This window comes from Pseudomonas lurida (assembly GCF_013522705.1).
In the GTDB taxonomy this organism is placed as follows: domain Bacteria; phylum Pseudomonadota; class Gammaproteobacteria; order Pseudomonadales; family Pseudomonadaceae; genus Aquipseudomonas; species Aquipseudomonas quebecensis.
The window spans coordinates 97,643-114,347 of the sequence record NZ_JAAMRE010000018.1 but is presented as its reverse complement, the minus strand read 5'-3'; the positions used below and the strand labels follow the sequence as shown (position 1 = coordinate 114,347).

Genomic DNA, 16,705 nt, shown 5'->3' with positions numbered 1-16,705 from the left:
AGTGCCGCCAGTACATCCTGCGCCAGGCCTTCGAAGAAGCGATCCACACCCACGCCTACCAGTACTGCATCGAATCGTTGGCCATGGATGAAGGCGAGATCTTCAACATGTACCACGAGATTCCATCGGTCGCCAAAAAGGCCGCCTGGGGCCTGAAATACACCCGCTCGATCTCCGATCCGAAATTCGAAACCGGCACCGTCGAGACTGATAAAGAGCTGCTGCGCAACCTGGTCGCTTACTACTGCGTGCTGGAAGGGATCTTCTTCTACTGCGGCTTCACCCAGATCCTCTCCATGGGCCGCCGCAACAAAATGACCGGCGTGGCGGAACAGTTCCAGTACATCCTGCGCGATGAGTCGATGCACCTGAACTTCGGTATCGATGTGATCAACCAGATCAAGATCGAAAACCCGCATTTGTGGGATGCCGAGATGAAGGAAGAAGCGACCCAGATGATCCTGCAGGGGACGCAGCTGGAGATCGAATACGCGCGGGATACCATGCCTCGCGGTGTTCTCGGCATGAACGCGGCGATGATGGAGGATTACCTCAAGTTCATCGCTAACCGTCGCCTGTCGCAGATTGGCTTAAAGGAAGAGTATCCAGGCACGACCAACCCGTTCCCGTGGATGAGCGAGATCATGGACTTGAAGAAAGAGAAAAACTTCTTCGAAACCCGCGTGATCGAGTACCAGACCGGCGGCGCGCTGAGCTGGGATTGATTCCTGAGTTAAGCACCCTTGAAAAGCCCTGACTTGTTCAGGGCTTTTTTATGCGCTCATGATTTGAATAGGAACTGTCTTACAAAAGGATCATCCACAAAACGATTGATGCGAACTTCGATACTGATAGCCTCGTCCGCCGGTGCCTAAGAAACGCCCAACGTAGATGCTAACCCTGATCGTATAGCAGAAATCCGCCTGAACTTTAGTCATGGGGACGTGATGCTGCATGAAGGGCAATGTCTGTTGGAGTTTCTTGAATCCGCTCTCTACGTTGGGCCCTTGGCCCTCCTGAAAATCACGTAGAGGTCATAGGAAATGCCTAACCAATATCTGCTCGACTTACCGACGGCCAAGAGTGCAGTAATACCTGAGCTTTCTATTGCCGTCGTGTTCACCAGACATCATCTTCCCCTACATGCCCTCCTTTTAGAAAACCAACCGTGGTTCTGCGCGCGCGACCTCGGGCGCTTGATGGGTTACTGCCTGGATGAACGAACGACTCGTAAGCTCGATGCCGATCAACGGCAATACCTGAAATTGCTGTTCCACGGTCAACCAGAAGAATTGCTGATGATCAGCGAGTCCGGTGCATACGCACTGCTGGTCTATCACTACGCCCCAGAGAACAGGCTGTTACGGAGTTGGCTCACTCATGAAGTCGTTCCGACATTGCGCGACGAGCTCCAGCCCCGGACGGTGGAGCGACCGCTATTGAGCATGCTGGATTGGCCGGAGATGTCGTTGAACCTGCTGCACTGGCAGGATGAAGGCTGGATTCGCCTTCGAGACATGCCGTATCTGTTGATCAATCGAACCTATCGGAAAGAGTCAGCAAAGACTCCGTGGTGGCGCAAAGTCACTCAACCTTTCCGAATGAAGCAGCGAATTTACTAACTCGGACGACCGCCGAATCCTACCAATGCGTAGGAAATTTCGTAGACGCAATAATGGCTACTCAGTATCGTCCGAGGGTTTTCTACCCTCGGCGGCTGCATGGACATTACGAAAGACAAAACGGACTGGAGCGACGCGGAGCTGGCAGCTGCGGTCGAGGCGTACTTGAAGATGCTGGCCTGGGAAAAGAGCGGCCAACCGTTCAATAAAGCCCTCGAAAACCGCCTCCTACGCGAAGGACCGGTGGCAGGCCGTGCAAAGGGCTCCATCGAGTTCCGCATGCAAAATATCTCCACCGTGCTTGTGCGTATGGGCTGGGACCGCATCGAAGGCTATAAGCCTGCGAAGAACGTGGGCACAGGCGTGGAGCAACGCATCCGCCAAGCGCTGGCCGCACAGGGTGTATTCGAATCCGAAGACGCTGCCCAAACAGCAGACGAGCAAACGCTTATCCGCCGTGCGTCCAAACTGCAGCAACAACCTTTCCCTAAGCTACCGGACGGCATTGCCCAGCCGCAGAAAGTCCCGACCGTCAGCACCGCTTTTGTTCGCGACCCAAAGGTACGCGCCTGGGTGCTGAAAGAAGCCAACGGCATCTGTGAAGGCTGCGGCGCTAACGCGCCGTTTGAGGTCGACGGTTTGCCATTTCTTGAAGTACATCACGTCAAGCACCTGGCCCAGAAGGGTTCGGATCGCATCACCAATGCTGTAGCCTTGTGCCCCAATTGCCATCAGCGTTGTCACCGGTCAAGTGATCGAGAGGCTTTCACCGAAGGGCTTTACGCCAAGGTCGGAAGATTGGCACGGGAGTAGACTCCTGCTGTCACACCTGATGCACGCTTAAAAAATACTAGATAGGACCGAGGCCACCCCGTGAACCCAGACATGCTCGAAGCCGGCCCCGCTGACGCCAAAGTACTCTCCGTCTTTGACTTCGACGGCACCCTCACCCACCACGACAGTTTCGTGCCCTTCCTCAAGTTTGCCTTCGGCACCGGCGAGTTTTATGGCCGGATGGTCAAGCTGGCGGTGCCGGGGCTGCGCTTTTTGCTGCGGCAGATCAGCCGGGATGAGTTGAAGGCGCAGTTGATCCGCACCTTTATGACCGGGGTGGAGAAGACGTGGGTGCAGCGCAAGGCCGAGGAGTATTGCCAGCGCAATTGGGCGCGGTTGATGCGCCCGGCGGGGGTTTTGTCGGTGGAGCAGGAATTGGGCTCGGGGGCGGTGGTGACGCTGTGCTCGGCGTCGCCGGCGTTGGTGTTGCAGCCGTTTGCCGATCGGCTGGGGATCAAGTTGATTGGCACGGAGCTTGAGGTGGTCGACGGGGTGTTGACCGGCAAGCTCACCGGGAATAACTGCCGGTGTGAGAATAAGGTGCTGCGGCTCGAAGCGGTGTATGGCGATTTGGGTGAGTATCGGCTGCGGGCCTGGGGCGATACACGTGGGGATCGGGAGTTGCTGGCGGCGGCGCAGGATGCGCATTTTCGGCATTTTCATGCGAAGAAGAAAAAGCGGGCTCGGTTGCAGCGGTGATTCGGGTGGTGGTTTTCAGGGAACGCTTTAAGCCGCTACCCAGTTCTCCACAATCAAGCCATTTACGCGCTTGAACTCACATTCATTGTTAGTCACCAACACCAAGCCTGCGCTTCTAGCGTGCCCGGCGATATGGAGATCATTTACACCGATAGGCGTGCGCTTTTTCTCCAGATCCGAACGAATCGAGCCGTAGTGAAAGGCGGCCTTGTCATCGTAGTTAAGGACGTCGAGCCGGGAAGAAAAGTCTTCCACGGCTCGCGTATTTTTCTCAACGAGCTGACTCTTTTCTGCTCCATGCATCAGCTCTGCGAGGGTAATTGAAGAAATCACCATACGCCCTACGTTCGCGTTGAATTTTTCCAGTATTTCGATGGGCCGACGCTTGATGATGTAGATCACGATGTTGGTGTCAAGCATGTACTTAATCATCAAAAGACTCTCGCTCTTGCTGGGTTTGATCGGCGCGCTCTTCCATAAAATCATCAGATACCGATTCGCCTGCAAGGAAAAAGCTGTCCCAAGTGTTTTCAACCGGCGAAATGATCAGCTCGCGTCCCACAGCGCGGACCTCGACAGTTTTCACCCCCGCAGGAAAGCGCATGTCAGCAGGGATACGAATATTTTGCGTTCGATTGTTAGTGAAGATCGTTCCAGAAGACATAGAGAACACCTCTCTGGGTAGGGAAAGACTGGGAAGAATGATAGTTCGTGGATGCTCTATTGCAAAGCTCTATAGCAGTCATCCGACGGACGCCCATCCTTAGCCCACAGGCATGGGGAGCTAGGATCAAGCGTTCGAACCGCTCTTGCTCATAGCCGCCAGCTACTTCCTGCAGCCATAAAACGCCAACGCGCCCCTGAACTTGATAACAAATCCACCGTTCGCGTCGAAAACGATAACGGCCTGCAGGAAAAGGCGATGCGGGTGGAGAAGTTCGACAGGGAAACCGAATCGATCCCATCGCAGCCTCGCCAAAGCTCGACACCTCCCACATTTAACCTTTTTCAGCCCGTTGATCTGTGTTCGGCGAGTGGTTTATGTGGTGGCTTTGAGGTTTACGCCCAGGGCGGTGGCAAAAGCTTTTACCAGCGGGCTTCTCGGCGCGTTGTGGCGCAGGATCAGGTTGAAGGCGGTGCTCAGGTGAACGTGCTCCGGGCACAGTGCGCGCAGGCGTCCTTCCCTTACCAGCGGTGCGGCGTAGTGTTCGGGCAGGAAACCGATGAAGCGGCCGGTCAGGATGAGGATGGCGACGGCTTCAACCTGAGAGGCTGAGGCGGATTGGCTGTCGTAGTTGACGAAATTAGTCTTGTCGCGATGGATGGCATACCGATGGTTGACCACTTCATATTGGCGGAGCACCTCGGGCGTTATGTCGTTCGCGGTGAAGAGCGGGTGTCCTACGGCGCAGTAGGCGTGGGCCTTTTCTTCGTAGAGCGGGAAGTAGTCAAATTCTTCGCGGCGCTGGTAGACGGGGACGATGCCGACAATCAAGCGCCCTTCCACCACGCCGCGTTCAACTTCATCCAGTTGCGAGGCGTGCAGGCGTAATCTAACTTTTGGCGATTGGCTATGTAAGTTGCCCAGCGCGGTAATCAACGGGGAATTAACGTCGGACACAGTGTTATCAATAACGCCCACACTAAGGTCACCAATAAGCTCGTTTTGTGCCGAACTAAGCTTATCTCTGAAACTGTCCACCGAGGTAAATAACTCGATGGACGCTTGATACACCAACTTGCCTTCTTCGGTCAGCCCGAAGCCTTCCCGGCCGCGCGTACACAGGCGCATGCCGATACGAATTTCCAGATCGGAGATCTGTTTGCTGATGGCCGCCAGGCCCACATTCAGCTCGTTTTGCGCAGCACTGAAGCCGCCGGCTTCGACCACGGCCATAAATACTCGCAGCAGTTTGAAGTCCAAACCACTGAGTTGCAGGGGCGGTCGTGCGCCGGGTTTGGGCGGCAGGTTTCCAGAAGTGGAAAGTGGAGTTTCCATAATACGCGTTGACCTCTAGTGCCATATTCAACAGGCTTCAACCCAATCCTTGAACATAGCCAGGCGGCGATAATGAACATAAACATCCGGCCTTGGCAACCTTGAATACGGCGCGTCAGACGTCGATTCAACCCGATGGAAATTTGATTGTTACTGCCTCCGACTCTTCTAAAAACAAGCGTGAGGAACACCTATGTCTCAGCCCACCGATCGTCTTTGGGGCGCGCGTTTCAAGACCGGCCCGTCTGCTGCGTTGGCTGCGTTGTCGCGCTGCCCTGAGCGCTATTTCCGCCTGACGCCCTACGACCTGGCCGGCTCCCGTGCCCATGCCCGTGAGTTGCAGCGCGCCGGTTTACTGGACGAGTCGGAGACCTTGCGTACCCTCGAGGCCCTGGACCGTATCGGCGATGACTTCGCCGCCGGCCGCCTGCATCCGACCCAGGATGACGAGGACGTGCACACCTTTATCGAACGCGTATTGACCGAACGCCTGGGCGCACTGGGCGGCAAGTTGCGCGCCGGGCGTTCGCGCAATGACCAGACCGCCAACGATTTGCGCCTGTTCCTGCGCGACCATGCGCGCACCATCACCACCGAGGTGCTGGGTTTGCAGCAGGCGTTGGTGGCGCAGGCCGAGCAACATGTCGAGAGCATCTGCCCCGGTTTTACCCATTTGCAGCAGGCGCAACCCATCGTATTCGCCCATCACTTGCTGGCTCATGCGCAGTCGATGTTGCGCGATGTACAGCGCCTGGTGGATTGGGATGCGCGTACGGCGTTGTCGCCATTGGGCGCCGCCGCGATGGCGGGCTCGGCGATTGCGCGGCAGCCGGAGCATTCGGCTAAGGAAATGGGCTACACCGGGCCGTGCGAAAACTCCATCGACGCTGTCGCCAGCCGTGACCATGTGGCGGAGTTCCTGTTTGTGGCAGGCATGCTCGGGGTGAATATTTCGCGGCTGTCGGAGGAGTTTTGCCTGTGGTCGTCGCGCCAGTTTCGTTGGGTCGTGTTGGACGATGCCTACGCCACCGGCAGCTCGATCATGCCGCAGAAAAAGAACCCGGACATTGCCGAATTGGCACGGGGCAAGGCCGGACGTTTGATCGGCAACCTGACCGGGTTGATGTCGACGCTCAAGTCGTTGCCACTCTCCTACAACCGCGATTTGAGTGAAGACAAGCACAGCGTATTGGACAGCGTGGACACCTTGCTGCTGGTGCTGCCGGCCATGGCCGGGATGGTCGCGACCATGAAGGTGCAGGTAGAGGAGCTGCGGCGCCAGGCACCGATGGGCTTTACCTTGGCGACTGAGGTGGCGGATTGGCTGGCCACCCGTGGCGTGCCGTTCAAGGAGGCCCATGAGATTACCGGCGCTTTGGTGCAGGCCTGTGAGAAGCATGAGATCGAGTTGTGGGAAGCCTCGCCGGCGATGTTGGCGGAGGTGGATGCAAGGTTGACGCCCGAGGTGCGGGACTGCCTGACATTGGAAGCGGCGATCGCGGCGCGCAGTGGCTGGGGTGGGACCGCGCCGGAGCGGGTTAGGGAGCAGATTGGGCGGTTGAAGATTGCACTGGCGGCTCAGCAGCAATGGGCCGAGACCTATACCGGTTTCAGAATTTGAAGATCGTTCCTGCGCTCCGCGTGGAAATGCTCCGCGTCCCTCCGAGCCGTGCGCAAGAGTGACGCAGAGCGTCACGGGATGCATTCCCACGCAGAGCGTGGGAACGATCAGGCAACACGTATTTTTTGGAGAATCACCATGAACCAAACCCCGGCCGAGCGCTTGGAAATAGAGCGCAAGCTGTCCGAAAACCAGTTCGATATCACGCAGTACGAGCACGTGCCGCGGCGTTATTACGGGCGCATGTTTTTTGCCACGTTGATCGTGATCGTAATGGCCGCGTTGTTGCGCGCGTTCGCCAACGGCCAGATCGAATGGTCCTACATCGGCCAGTTTCTGACGTCTGAAGCGATCCTGTGGGGCTTGGCCAATACCATCATCATGTCGATCCTGGCGATGGCGCTGGGCGTGGTGATCGGGGTGATCACGGCGATCATGCGCATGTCGGCCAACCCGATCCTGCGTTACGTGGCCATCACCTACACCTGGCTGTTTCGCGGCACGCCGCTGATTCTGCAGTTGCTGCTGTGGTTCAACCTGGCGTTGATCTTCCCGGTGATCGCGATTCCCGGCCTGTTCAGCATCGACACCGTCGACCTGATGACACCCTTCGTGGCCGCCCTGCTCGGCCTGAGCATCAACCAGGGCGCCTACACCGCCGAGGTGGTGCGCGCCGGCTTGCTGTCGGTGGACACCGGCCAGTACGAAGCCGCCAAGTCCATCGGCATGCCGAGCCTGCAGGCGCTGCGTAGGATCATTCTGCCGCAGGCCATGCGCGTGATCATTCCGCCAGTAGGCAACGAGTTCATCAGCATGGTGAAAATGACCAGCTTGGCCAGCGTGATTCAGTACTCGGAGCTGCTGCACAACGCGCAGAACATCTACTACGCCAACGCCCGGGTGATGGAGCTGCTGATGGTGGCCGGTATCTGGTACCTGGCGGTGGTGACCGTTCTTTCATTTGGCCAAAGCCGCCTGGAGCGTCGTTTTGCCCGCGGCGCCGGCAAGCGCTCGTAAGCCTGGGTTGAGGAGATTTGCCCCATGAGAAGCATCGTCAAGGCCGTCAACCTGAACAAGTACTACGACCAATTTCACGCGCTGCGCGACATCAATATCGAGGTCGAGCAAGGCGAAGTCATGTGCATCATCGGCCCGTCCGGCTCGGGTAAAAGCACGCTGCTGCGCTGCGTCAACCAGCTGGAAAAAATCGACAAGGGCGGCCTGTGGGTCGACGGCGAACTGGTGGGTTATCGGGTCGTCGGCAACAAGCTGCATGAGATGAACGAAGTGCAGATCGCCCGCCAGCGCCTGGCCACTGGCATGGTGTTCCAGCGCTTCAACCTGTTCCCGCACATGACGGTGTTGCAGAACATCATCGAAGGCCCGTGCCAGGTGCTCAAGCGCTCGCCCAAGGAAGCCACCGAGGATGCCTTGGAATTGCTGGCCCGCGTCGGCCTGGCGGACAAGCGCAATGCCTATCCGGTGGAATTGTCCGGCGGCCAGCAACAGCGTGTGGCGATTGCCCGCGCGTTGGCAATGCGCCCCAAGCTGATGCTGTTTGACGAACCTACGTCAGCCCTCGACCCGGAGCTGGTCGGCGAAGTGCTGTCGGTGATGCGCGATTTGGCCACCACCGGCATGACCATGATCGTGGTCACCCATGAGTTGGGCTTTGCCCGTGAAGTGTCCAACCGCATGGTGTTTATGGACGCCGGCCAGATTGTGGAAGCCGGCAGCCCCGAAGACATTCTAATAAGCCCACAAAACCCGCGTACCCAAAGCTTTATTTCTGCCGTTCGCACTTAACTAAAAAACTAACGAGAACGCCCCCATGAAAAACATGTTCCTCCCCACCCTGCTCGCCGGCCTGATGGCCTCCTCCGCAGTGTTCGCGGCGTTGCCGGCGGCCATCAAGGATAAAGGCGAAATCAGCGCGGCCATCGTGCCGAACTACCCGCCGATGGACTTCAAGGACCCGGCCACCAACCAGCTCACCGGTTTTGACTTCGACCTGGGCAACGCCCTGGCCGAGCGCCTGGGCGTGAAGATCAAGTGGCAGGAAACCGGCTTCGAGCAAATGCTCAGCGGCCTGACCACCAAACGCGTGGATATCGTGCTGTCGGGTATGAGCGACACCGCCGAGCGTCAGAAATCGGTGACGTTCATCGATTACTTCACCAGCGGCCCACAGCTGTACACCCTGGCCAAGCGTGAAGAGATCAAGGAATTGACTGACCTGTGCGGTAAAAAGGTCGGCACCAGCCGCCGTACCACCTGGCCGTCGGAAATTACCGCGTGGAGCAAGGAACACTGCGAAGCGGCGGGTAAGCCGGCCATTGTGGTGATCGGCACCGAAGGCTCGGCGGACGCGCGGGCGCAGTTGCAGCAGAACCGCCTGGATGCGGCGATGCAGGGCAGCGAGACCCTTCCTTATCTGATGTCGTTGGACAAGGGTAAGTACAAGCCGGTGGGTCAGGCGATTTCCAAGCAGTTCACCGGGCTGGGCATCGAGAAGAGCAACACTGAGCTGGTGACGGCGATCAGTGAGACGTTGCAGGGCATGATCGATGATGGCACCTACGGCAAGATCCTGAAAAAGTGGGACCTGGAGCAAGGGGCGGTCGAGAAGATCACCATTAATGCCGGCCAATAACTCGGTCTAAAAAATGTAGGAGGGGCTTGCCTCCTCCTACATTTGCCCTGTGTTGTCATCAAGTACTCACTAGGACGCTCGCCCCCACCGTGGCCACCTACTCCCTGGTAATCCGCCGCCTGATGATCTGCTCGGTGACCATTGTGGTCAGCCGCGCCATGACCAGCCCGTTGCTGGCGCTGCTGTTGAGCACGCGCCTGGGCTTGAATCAGCAGGACATCGGCCTGCTGATGGGGGTTGCGGTGTTTATCGCCACCCTGCTGGGCCTCTACGGCGGCTACATCATCGACCGTCTGGAAAAGCGCAAGCTGTTGATCCTGGCGATGCTCTCCAGCTCCATCGGGTTTCTATTGCTGACCTTTGCCAGCAACCTCTACCTCACCACCTTGACCCTGGTGATCACCGAAGCTGCGTCGGCGCTGTTTTTGATCGGTTCCAAGGCGATCATCAGCGAGAACCTGCCGGTGGGCGAGCGCGCCAAGGTGTTTTCCCTGCGCTACACCCTGACCAACGTCGGCTACGCCACCGGCCCGATGGTGGGCGTGGTGATTGCCGGGCATATGCAACTGGCGCCGTTCCTGATTGCCAGTGCAATTGCTTTGGGCAGTGTGTTCCTGATGATCGGCATTGCACCCACCCAGCGCGACGACAGCGTCAGGCCGCTGAGTTTTTTCAGCACCCTGCGTACCTTGCGCAATGACCGCACGCTGATCCTGTTCACCAGCGGCAGCCTGTTGAGCACCATTGTCCACGGGCGCTACACGCTTTATCTGTCGCAGTTTCTGCTGGTGGCCTACAAGCCCGAGCAGGCGCTGAAGATTCTGTCCGCCGTGCTGGCGTGCAACGCCATCACGGTAATCCTGATGCAGTACCAGATCGGCCGCTTTCTCAAGCGCGAACAATTGCGTTACTGGATCATGCTGGGCACCGCGCTGTTCATCGCCGGGCTGATCGGCTTCAGCCTGGCCGACGGCCTGCTGGGCTGGTGCGTGGCGATGTTCGTGTTCACCCTGGGCGAGATGATCATCTACCCGTCCGAGTTCCTGTTTATCGACACCATCGCCCCCGACGCCTTGCGCGGCAGTTACTACGGAGCGCAGAACCTGGCGGCCTTCGGCGGAGCGATGAGCCCGGTGATCTGTGGCTATCTGTTGATCAATGCGGCACCGACCAGCATGTTCTATGCGCTGGGTGCGCTGACCGCACTGGGGGGTACCTTGTGCTTCCTGAGTGGGCGGCGCGTTGCAGGTTCTTGCTGATATTTACTCGGGATCCGGCTATTAATAGCGAACTTTCTCACGGACCCGAGCCCCATGAAATTCGACACGGCCTACTGCCTGAGTCTCGACGAGAAGCTGTCGATCTATGATGTACGAGAGCTGAATTTCGACGAAACCGCCGATTTCGACTCCGACACCGACAGCTTCCTCTGCCCCAACGACGCGTGCCGTGCCGCCTTCAAGGCGAGCAACACACTGAGCACCTTCAATGCGAAAAACGTCAACTACCAGCGCACGCCGCATTTCAAGAACAAGACCGGCACCCAGCACATCGACGGCTGCCGCTACGCGAGTACGCACAAAGGTACGGACGGCGAAAACGAGGACGACCGCGAGGATAATTTCCCATCGGAATTCGTACTGACGCGGCGCACTTACCCGCGTAAAGCCTCGACCGTGAATACTCAGGGACAGCCCCCACAAGATCCGACGAAAACACCCCCGACACGCATCGGTACGTCCGTCAGCGGCAGCGACGCTACGCCGGATAAAACCAGCGTATTCGCCCACCCGGTGGAGTGCTACGTGTCGAATATCGACGACAAGGACAAGCTGAAGAGCATGCCGTTGAAGATCGGCGAGCACACCGCGACCTACTGGACCTTTTTCAAAAAGATCGAATACCTGCAGGACAACAAGGGCCTGATCTACTGGGGCAAAATCAAAGAGATCAAGGACTACACCAACAGCTTTCGCATCGATTTCGAAAAGAAGGTGTGGCTCGACAAGAAGCCCTATTCGGTGAATGTCTACCTGAGCAAAAAGCTCATCGACAACTACCGCAAGCGCAAGGCATTTCTGGAGCAGATCAAGGCGGCGGTCGCCAGCGAGCGGGCGTTGTATTGTTTTTTCTATGGAGTGACGCCGGAACTCAAGCAGGTGCCCAGCAAGAAAAACCCCGAACAGACGTTCGGGGTGTTCAGCGCGAATATCGAGAACCTGGACCACTTGATCGTTCGCGAGGTGCCGGGGGCCGAAGAGCTGTAAACCACTGCTGGCGAGCGATCTGTGTCGTGCACCCGGTTATCGGCATCGACGCGGCACGGGGAAAACTTCGAGGGGATGAGCGGTCAAAACAACTGTACAAAAACACAGTATAGTAACCCCTCACTCGTCGAACCCTGGAGAAATCCCATGTCCTCTCTGGCAATGAGCTCTTCTGTAGACCAGCAGATCGTGCTTCACCAATTCACCGCTAAACACAGCGTGCAGGCGCGCGCCATGCTCGGCTGGAGCCGCGAAGAGCTGGCCCGCCAGGCCGGGGTGCCGGTGAGTGCGCTTCAACAATTCGAAAGCCTGGGAGAGGTGGACGATGACACCCGCCTGGCCCTGGCGTTTCGGCTGGAGGCTGAAGGGCTGGTGTTTTTTCCGGGGTTTGCGCCGGGGTGGGGAATGCGTACGCGCCGGTTTGGCACCTCACCCACCGAGCCCGCGGCGCAAAGCGTCATTTCGCGCCTGATGGGCTCGACAACGGCGGCCCTCGACGGGTCGGCGCCGCAACCCAATGGGGCCTGACAGCAGGCCAGGGGTTGGAACAGTGCGTAGTCACAACCCAGGCCTGGCAGGCACTTTTGCCGCCTGCTCATACCCATGCGCCACGGCCAGCAGCGTCGGCTCCGACCAGCGTGCACCGAAGAAGTAGGCACTGGTGGGTGCACCATTTGCATCCTTGCCCGACGGTACGCTGATGCCAGGGTAGCCGGACGCGGCGACTGCGAAGTAACTGTTGGTTTCGAAATCCGAGACCAGGGCGTCCAGGGATTGCTGATCGATCAGCTCGTCCACCGTATCGCGAAAGGCCTGGATGAGCGCATCCCATAACGGCGCGCGTTCTTCGGCGCTCAGGGTGGAGGCTTCGATGTCCTTGAGTACTGGCTGGTGGTCCGTGTCGGTGCCGTCGCGCTGCTCGTTGAAACGGATCAACTCAGACACAGACTTCACCGGCAACCCGTCGCGCTTGGCCAGATAGCCATTGAGTTCGTCCTTTACATCGGCAAGCAGTAACTCGTCATAACGCGAGGCATCCGCCAGGCGAATGTTAACCGGCACAAGCTGTGCCCCCTGGGTGCGGAGCACTTCAAGCGTTTGCGCAAACTGCGGGCTGTTGTCCACCGGCAGGCTTTCGCCGTCGGCGGAAAACGTTGCGGGATACCCGATACGTTTACCCTGCAACGCGCCGGGCGTGAGCAATGCGGTGTAGTCGATCCCTGTGGGTGCCTGAGTAGTCGCTGCGTCGTGGGGGTCACTGCCCGACAAGGCGTTGAGCAATAGTGCGCTGTCAAATACCGTGCGGGCCATGGGCCCTGGCGTGTCCTGTCGGAGGCTGGCCGGGATGATGCCGCTGCGGCTCAATACGCCCACGCTGGGCTTGAGCCCCACCACACCGTTGAACGCGGCCGGTACGACGATCGAACCATTGGTTTCGGTGCCGACCGCCAATGGTGCCAGGCCGGCCGCGACCGCCACCGCCGAGCCTGAACTCGAGCCGCCTACGGGCGCGTCGGCATCGTGAGGGTTGCGCGTTTGGCCGCCCCGGCGGCTCATGCCGTCGGGGCCACCGCGAAAGCCTGCCAGCTCAGTCAGGTTGGTTTTCCCCAGGATCACCGCGCCCTGCTGGCGCAGGCGTTCGACGATAAATGCATCTTGGGCGGCCGGGGCGCCCACCAGGGCAAAGGCGCCGGCGCTGGTTTGCTGGGTGTCCGCGGTCTCGATGTTGTCTTTGAGCAACACGGGGATGCCATGCAGTGGCCCGCGCACTCTGCCGTTGGCGCGCTCGCAATCAAGCTCGCGGGCGATGTCCAATGCTTGCGGGTTGAGTTCGATGACGGCGCTCAAGGCGGGGTCGAGTGTTCGAATTCGCTGCTGCAGGTAACTGACCAGCTCGACCGACGTCAGCCCGCCCGGCCGGGCCATCTGCTCTCCAAGTTCACGAACACTCGCGTATTCGGTTCCCGGCGGAACGGGCCTTGATACCGGCGCAGGCGCGTTCAATCCCATCAGTTGCACAGCGTGTTTAACCACCGCACTCACACCGTAACCCATGCCAAACATAAACCACCTCCCAGGAAGGGTAAGAAACGACGAAGGATCACCGTTGATCCGTGCGCCAGTCTAAAAACTCCCCTCTTCCCAGGCTGCGTGATGCGAGCACTTCACTGCGTGCGATTGTTCAACGCGGCGAGTAGGCGTGCGGCTGGCCCTGACCAGCACTGCGATAAGCCTGTACCAGCGCGGGCAGCGAATCCCTGGACCACCGCGCCACGTAGAACCACAGCGTCGCGCCATCCTCAAGCGGCTCGCCCAGCCTGGCGTAACCGCCCCAGCACGCGTCATGGAACGCACTGCCGCGGCTGTCCGACACCAGGGCATCGAGTCGGTATTCACTCACCAACGCATCGATTTCATTGTGGGTATGCAGATCGAATCGCAGACTGGCATCGGCCTGCCGGGCAGGCACAGGCACAAGTTGCGCACCGGCGCGGCTCAGCCTGTCCAGCGCATGGGTGAACGTCGCTCGATGTTCGATCGGTTCGTGCGCATCGCCATGGGTATAGCGGTCGGCAACGCCTATGCGCCTGCGCGCCAATGCCTGGCAGGGTGCAAACGTACTGTCGTTTTGCACCAGCGGTACTTCCACCATCACCGGCCCCGAAGGCTCGATGCCACTCAACGCAATAAGCGATAACGCCGGGTCTCGCACGGTCTTCATCATCGGTCCCGGCACATCTTGCCTGGGGGCAGGAATGCCTGGCTGGGGCGCGGTCGCGAAGGCGATGCTGCCTTGAGTGGCCTGCTGCTCAGGGCGATTGCCCACGGGCGCCGACGACAGGCTGGCCGGGCAGGCCGTCGGGTAAGGTTCCAGGGCGCCAGGCGCGCAAGGTCGCAAAATTTTCCTACAATCTTCTTCCATCAAAACCTGCCCCGGACTGTGAATTTGCCGGGATCATCGCACCTCTCACGCTTACGTGTCGCAGGGGTGAAACACTTTGAAAACTCCTTTTCCAGGCACCTGGCGCATCAGCTCACCAGCCGTTCCTCAAGGCCCTGGGGCTCCACGTCCAGCCACCATGCATGCCCGCGTTCCGGCTGGTTCAAGCTGAACGCCCGGCCCATTGGCGGCGTGGTAATCGCCACGTTGCGTTCCCACGCCAGCGCCATGATGCGGTCAAACGGTTCGTGCCAGGCATGAAACGCCAGGTCGAAAGTACCGTTGTGGATCGGCAACAGCCAACGCCCTTTGAGATCGATATGCGCCTGCAGGGTCTGCTCCGGCTGCATGTGCACATGCGGCCAGTCAACGTTGTAGGCGCCGGTTTCCATGAGGGTCAGGTCAAACGGACCGTAGTGATCGCCAATGCGTTTGAAGCCGTCGAAGTACCCGGTATCGCCGCTGAAAAAAATCCGTCGCGCGCCGTCGATCATCACCCAGGAACACCACAGCGTCTGGTTGGCGTCGAACAGGCCTCGCCCGGAAAAATGCTGGGCGGGCGTCGCGACAAAACGAATGCCGCCCACCTCGGTCCCCTCCCACCACTCCAATTGACGCACCTTGTCGGCATCCACGCCCCATTTGATCAGCAGGTCGCCCACGCCCAGCGGCGCCAGAAAACAGCGGGTCTTGGCGGCCAACCGGACCACCGCATTGCGGTCCAGGTGGTCGTAGTGGTTGTGGGAAAGAATCACCGCCTCCAGGTCGGGCAGGTCTTCAAGGCTGATCGGCGGCTGGTGGAAACGCTTGGGACCGGCCCAACCGAATGGCGAGGCGCGCTCTGCGAAGACCGGGTCGGTCACCCAGAACTTGCCTCGCAGCTTGAGCAGGACGGTGGAATGGCCGAGGCGAAACACACTGTGGTCGGGTGCGTCCAGTAACTGCTGGCGCGTTAAAGGCTCGACCGGAATGGCTCCTACGGGGCGCGTGGTGCGGGGTTTGTTGAACAGCATGTTCCAGAAAATGCGCAACGTTTTGCCAAACCCGGCGTGCTGCACCGGCGCCTCATTATTGAAATGTCGTTTGCCCTGCTTGGCGCGCGGGGTGGAAGGGTCGACACGGGATGAAATCGTGGGCATGACAGAGTGACTCCTGCGGTCCGCTCATAAATTACACTGCACAGTGTAGTTTCAAGATTGCAACAAAAGCGAGAACAAGTAAACTACCGAGTGTAATTTCCCCTCGAAGAGCCGAACGTTATCCATGACTGCCCCTAAACGCCTTACCGACCGCAAACGCGAAGCCATCGTGAGCGCGGCCATCAGCGAATTTCGGGCTAACGGCTTCGAAGTTACCAGCATGGATAAGATCGCCGCCACGGCCGGGGTGTCCAAACGCACGGTGTACAACCACTTTCCCAGCAAGGAAGAGTTGTTCGCCGAGATACTCCATCAACTCTGGGCCAGCACCGTGGCGCAGCTCGACGTGGTCTACGCCAGCGACCGCCCGCTGCGCGAACAACTGCGCGGTTTGCTGGAAGCCAAGATGAAGATGATGTCGGACGCCAACTTCCTCGACCTGGCCCGCGTCGCCATCGCCGCCACCATTCATTCACCGGAACGGGCTCAAGATATGGTCACGCGCCTGAGCCAACGCGAAGAAGGCTTCACGCAATGGGTGCGCGCGGCGCAGCAGGACGGGCGTCTGTCCTGCACCGACCCGGCTTTCGCGGCCCACCAGATCCAGAGCCTGCTCAAGGCGTTTGCGTTCTGGCCGCAGATTACGCTGGGCCAACCCACCCTCGACACGGCCACCCAGGCCAGCGTTATCGAGTCGGCCATTGACCTGTTCCTCGCCGGCTATGAAATCAACCCGCCCCGCCTGCAGTAATGCCTGTTGCCGGAGCGACATTCCTGGTCGCTTTTGACGCATTCGCCGTCTTTTTTGCGCAAATGGCCTGGAAGGACACTGATTATTCCTACGGGAATCCCTGACAATATTCACAGGGTTTCCCCGATCAACGGTCATGCCCGATCAAGTGCCGTCACCTCCGCAAAAAAAGAACTCAC

Annotated in this window: 18 protein-coding genes; 12 read left to right on the top strand and 6 right to left on the bottom strand. The window is 59.0% G+C overall.

The window, feature by feature from the left end:
* The 4 genes from G7025_RS16250 to G7025_RS16235 form a co-directional block, all read left to right on the top strand.
* Window positions 1-725: ribonucleotide-diphosphate reductase subunit beta (locus tag G7025_RS16250; RefSeq protein ID WP_181080167.1), on the top strand; the 725-nt coding region annotated here is incomplete at its 5' end.
* Window positions 726-1,043: 318 nt separating this feature from the next.
* Complete coding sequence (locus G7025_RS16245; RefSeq protein WP_181080166.1) at window positions 1,044-1,622, top strand: BRO-N domain-containing protein; 579 nt, start codon at window positions 1,044-1,046, stop codon at window positions 1,620-1,622.
* Window positions 1,623-1,721: 99 nt separating this feature from the next.
* Window positions 1,722-2,435, top strand: a complete 714-nt coding sequence (locus G7025_RS16240; RefSeq protein ID WP_181080165.1) for an HNH endonuclease — start codon at window positions 1,722-1,724, stop codon at window positions 2,433-2,435.
* 72 nt (window positions 2,436-2,507) lie between these two features.
* Window positions 2,508-3,155, top strand: a complete 648-nt coding sequence (locus tag G7025_RS16235; protein ID WP_181080164.1) for an HAD-IB family hydrolase — start codon at window positions 2,508-2,510, stop codon at window positions 3,153-3,155.
* Window positions 3,156-3,182: 27 nt separating this feature from the next.
* Here the strand turns inward: G7025_RS16235 and vapC are convergent, their stop codons facing one another.
* The 3 genes from vapC to G7025_RS16220 form a co-directional block, all read right to left on the bottom strand.
* Window positions 3,183-3,587 (bottom strand): type II toxin-antitoxin system tRNA(fMet)-specific endonuclease VapC, encoded by a 405-nt coding sequence (gene vapC, locus G7025_RS16230; RefSeq protein WP_181080163.1) that lies wholly within the window; start codon window positions 3,585-3,587, stop codon window positions 3,183-3,185.
* On the bottom strand, window positions 3,580-3,819 hold the full coding sequence (gene vapB, locus G7025_RS16225; RefSeq protein WP_115487096.1) for a type II toxin-antitoxin system VapB family antitoxin: 240 nt from the start codon (window positions 3,817-3,819) through the stop codon (window positions 3,580-3,582). The genes vapC and vapB overlap by 8 nt, the downstream gene beginning before the upstream one ends.
* Before the next feature lie 375 nt (window positions 3,820-4,194).
* Window positions 4,195-5,154, bottom strand: a complete 960-nt coding sequence (locus G7025_RS16220; protein ID WP_181080162.1) for a LysR family transcriptional regulator — start codon at window positions 5,152-5,154, stop codon at window positions 4,195-4,197.
* 193 nt (window positions 5,155-5,347) lie between these two features.
* Between G7025_RS16220 and argH the strand changes: the two genes are divergently transcribed.
* From argH to G7025_RS16185, 7 genes are all read left to right on the top strand, one after another.
* Entirely contained in the window at window positions 5,348-6,775 is a 1,428-nt protein-coding gene (argH, locus tag G7025_RS16215; RefSeq protein WP_181080161.1) for an argininosuccinate lyase, read from the top strand.
* A 138-nt stretch (window positions 6,776-6,913) separates the two neighbouring features.
* Window positions 6,914-7,792 carry an amino acid ABC transporter permease gene (locus G7025_RS16210; RefSeq protein ID WP_181080160.1) on the top strand — a complete coding sequence of 293 codons (879 nt, stop codon included), beginning with the start codon at window positions 6,914-6,916 and terminating at the stop codon, window positions 7,790-7,792.
* Between the two features lie 24 nt (window positions 7,793-7,816).
* Window positions 7,817-8,581, top strand: a complete 765-nt coding sequence (locus tag G7025_RS16205; protein ID WP_181080159.1) for an amino acid ABC transporter ATP-binding protein — start codon at window positions 7,817-7,819, stop codon at window positions 8,579-8,581.
* Between the two features lie 25 nt (window positions 8,582-8,606).
* Window positions 8,607-9,428 carry an ABC transporter substrate-binding protein gene (locus G7025_RS16200; RefSeq protein WP_181080158.1) on the top strand — a complete coding sequence of 274 codons (822 nt, stop codon included), beginning with the start codon at window positions 8,607-8,609 and terminating at the stop codon, window positions 9,426-9,428.
* Window positions 9,429-9,517: 89 nt separating this feature from the next.
* Window positions 9,518-10,687: an MFS transporter gene (locus G7025_RS16195; protein WP_181080157.1), complete on the top strand. Its 1,170-nt coding sequence runs from the start codon at window positions 9,518-9,520 to the stop codon at window positions 10,685-10,687.
* Between the two features lie 54 nt (window positions 10,688-10,741).
* Complete coding sequence (locus G7025_RS16190) at window positions 10,742-11,695, top strand: hypothetical protein (protein ID WP_181080156.1); 954 nt, start codon at window positions 10,742-10,744, stop codon at window positions 11,693-11,695.
* Between the two features lie 147 nt (window positions 11,696-11,842).
* Window positions 11,843-12,223 carry a helix-turn-helix domain-containing protein gene (locus G7025_RS16185; RefSeq protein WP_181080155.1) on the top strand — a complete coding sequence of 127 codons (381 nt, stop codon included), beginning with the start codon at window positions 11,843-11,845 and terminating at the stop codon, window positions 12,221-12,223.
* Between the two features lie 30 nt (window positions 12,224-12,253).
* On the opposite strand, the gene G7025_RS16180 is transcribed toward G7025_RS16185, so the two are convergent.
* The 3 genes from G7025_RS16180 to G7025_RS16170 all read right to left on the bottom strand — a co-directional run bounded on the left by G7025_RS16180 (window position 12,254) and on the right by G7025_RS16170 (window position 15,775).
* Window positions 12,254-13,759 (bottom strand): amidase family protein, encoded by a 1,506-nt coding sequence (locus G7025_RS16180; protein ID WP_181080154.1) that lies wholly within the window; start codon window positions 13,757-13,759, stop codon window positions 12,254-12,256.
* 118 nt (window positions 13,760-13,877) lie between these two features.
* Complete coding sequence (locus G7025_RS16175) at window positions 13,878-14,594, bottom strand: amidase (RefSeq protein ID WP_258197697.1); 717 nt, start codon at window positions 14,592-14,594, stop codon at window positions 13,878-13,880.
* Between the two features lie 131 nt (window positions 14,595-14,725).
* Window positions 14,726-15,775, bottom strand: coding sequence for an MBL fold metallo-hydrolase (locus G7025_RS16170; protein WP_181080152.1), 1,050 nt, complete (start codon window positions 15,773-15,775; stop codon window positions 14,726-14,728).
* Between the two features lie 124 nt (window positions 15,776-15,899).
* On the opposite strand from G7025_RS16170, the gene G7025_RS16165 reads away from it, so the two are divergent.
* Window positions 15,900-16,526: a TetR/AcrR family transcriptional regulator gene (locus G7025_RS16165; RefSeq protein ID WP_181080151.1), complete on the top strand. Its 627-nt coding sequence runs from the start codon at window positions 15,900-15,902 to the stop codon at window positions 16,524-16,526.
* Window positions 16,527-16,705: the final 179 nt, after the last annotated feature.

Coding starts and splice junctions, on each gene's coding strand:
- vapC (WP_181080163.1), bottom strand. CDS start 3,587: ATGATTAAGTACATGCTTGACACCAACATCGTGATCTACATCATCAAG.
- G7025_RS16235 (WP_181080164.1), top strand. CDS start 2,508: ATGCTCGAAGCCGGCCCCGCTGACGCCAAAGTACTCTCCGTCTTTGAC.
- G7025_RS16245 (WP_181080166.1), top strand. CDS start 1,044: ATGCCTAACCAATATCTGCTCGACTTACCGACGGCCAAGAGTGCAGTA.
- G7025_RS16170 (WP_181080152.1), bottom strand. CDS start 15,775: ATGCCCACGATTTCATCCCGTGTCGACCCTTCCACCCCGCGCGCCAAG.
- vapB (WP_115487096.1), bottom strand. CDS start 3,819: ATGTCTTCTGGAACGATCTTCACTAACAATCGAACGCAAAATATTCGT.
- G7025_RS16220 (WP_181080162.1), bottom strand. CDS start 5,154: ATGGAAACTCCACTTTCCACTTCTGGAAACCTGCCGCCCAAACCCGGC.
- G7025_RS16185 (WP_181080155.1), top strand. CDS start 11,843: ATGTCCTCTCTGGCAATGAGCTCTTCTGTAGACCAGCAGATCGTGCTT.
- G7025_RS16165 (WP_181080151.1), top strand. CDS start 15,900: ATGACTGCCCCTAAACGCCTTACCGACCGCAAACGCGAAGCCATCGTG.
- argH (WP_181080161.1), top strand. CDS start 5,348: ATGTCTCAGCCCACCGATCGTCTTTGGGGCGCGCGTTTCAAGACCGGC.
- G7025_RS16190 (WP_181080156.1), top strand. CDS start 10,742: ATGAAATTCGACACGGCCTACTGCCTGAGTCTCGACGAGAAGCTGTCG.
- G7025_RS16200 (WP_181080158.1), top strand. CDS start 8,607: ATGAAAAACATGTTCCTCCCCACCCTGCTCGCCGGCCTGATGGCCTCC.
- G7025_RS16210 (WP_181080160.1), top strand. CDS start 6,914: ATGAACCAAACCCCGGCCGAGCGCTTGGAAATAGAGCGCAAGCTGTCC.
- G7025_RS16205 (WP_181080159.1), top strand. CDS start 7,817: ATGAGAAGCATCGTCAAGGCCGTCAACCTGAACAAGTACTACGACCAA.
- G7025_RS16240 (WP_181080165.1), top strand. CDS start 1,722: ATGGACATTACGAAAGACAAAACGGACTGGAGCGACGCGGAGCTGGCA.
- G7025_RS16180 (WP_181080154.1), bottom strand. CDS start 13,759: ATGTTTGGCATGGGTTACGGTGTGAGTGCGGTGGTTAAACACGCTGTG.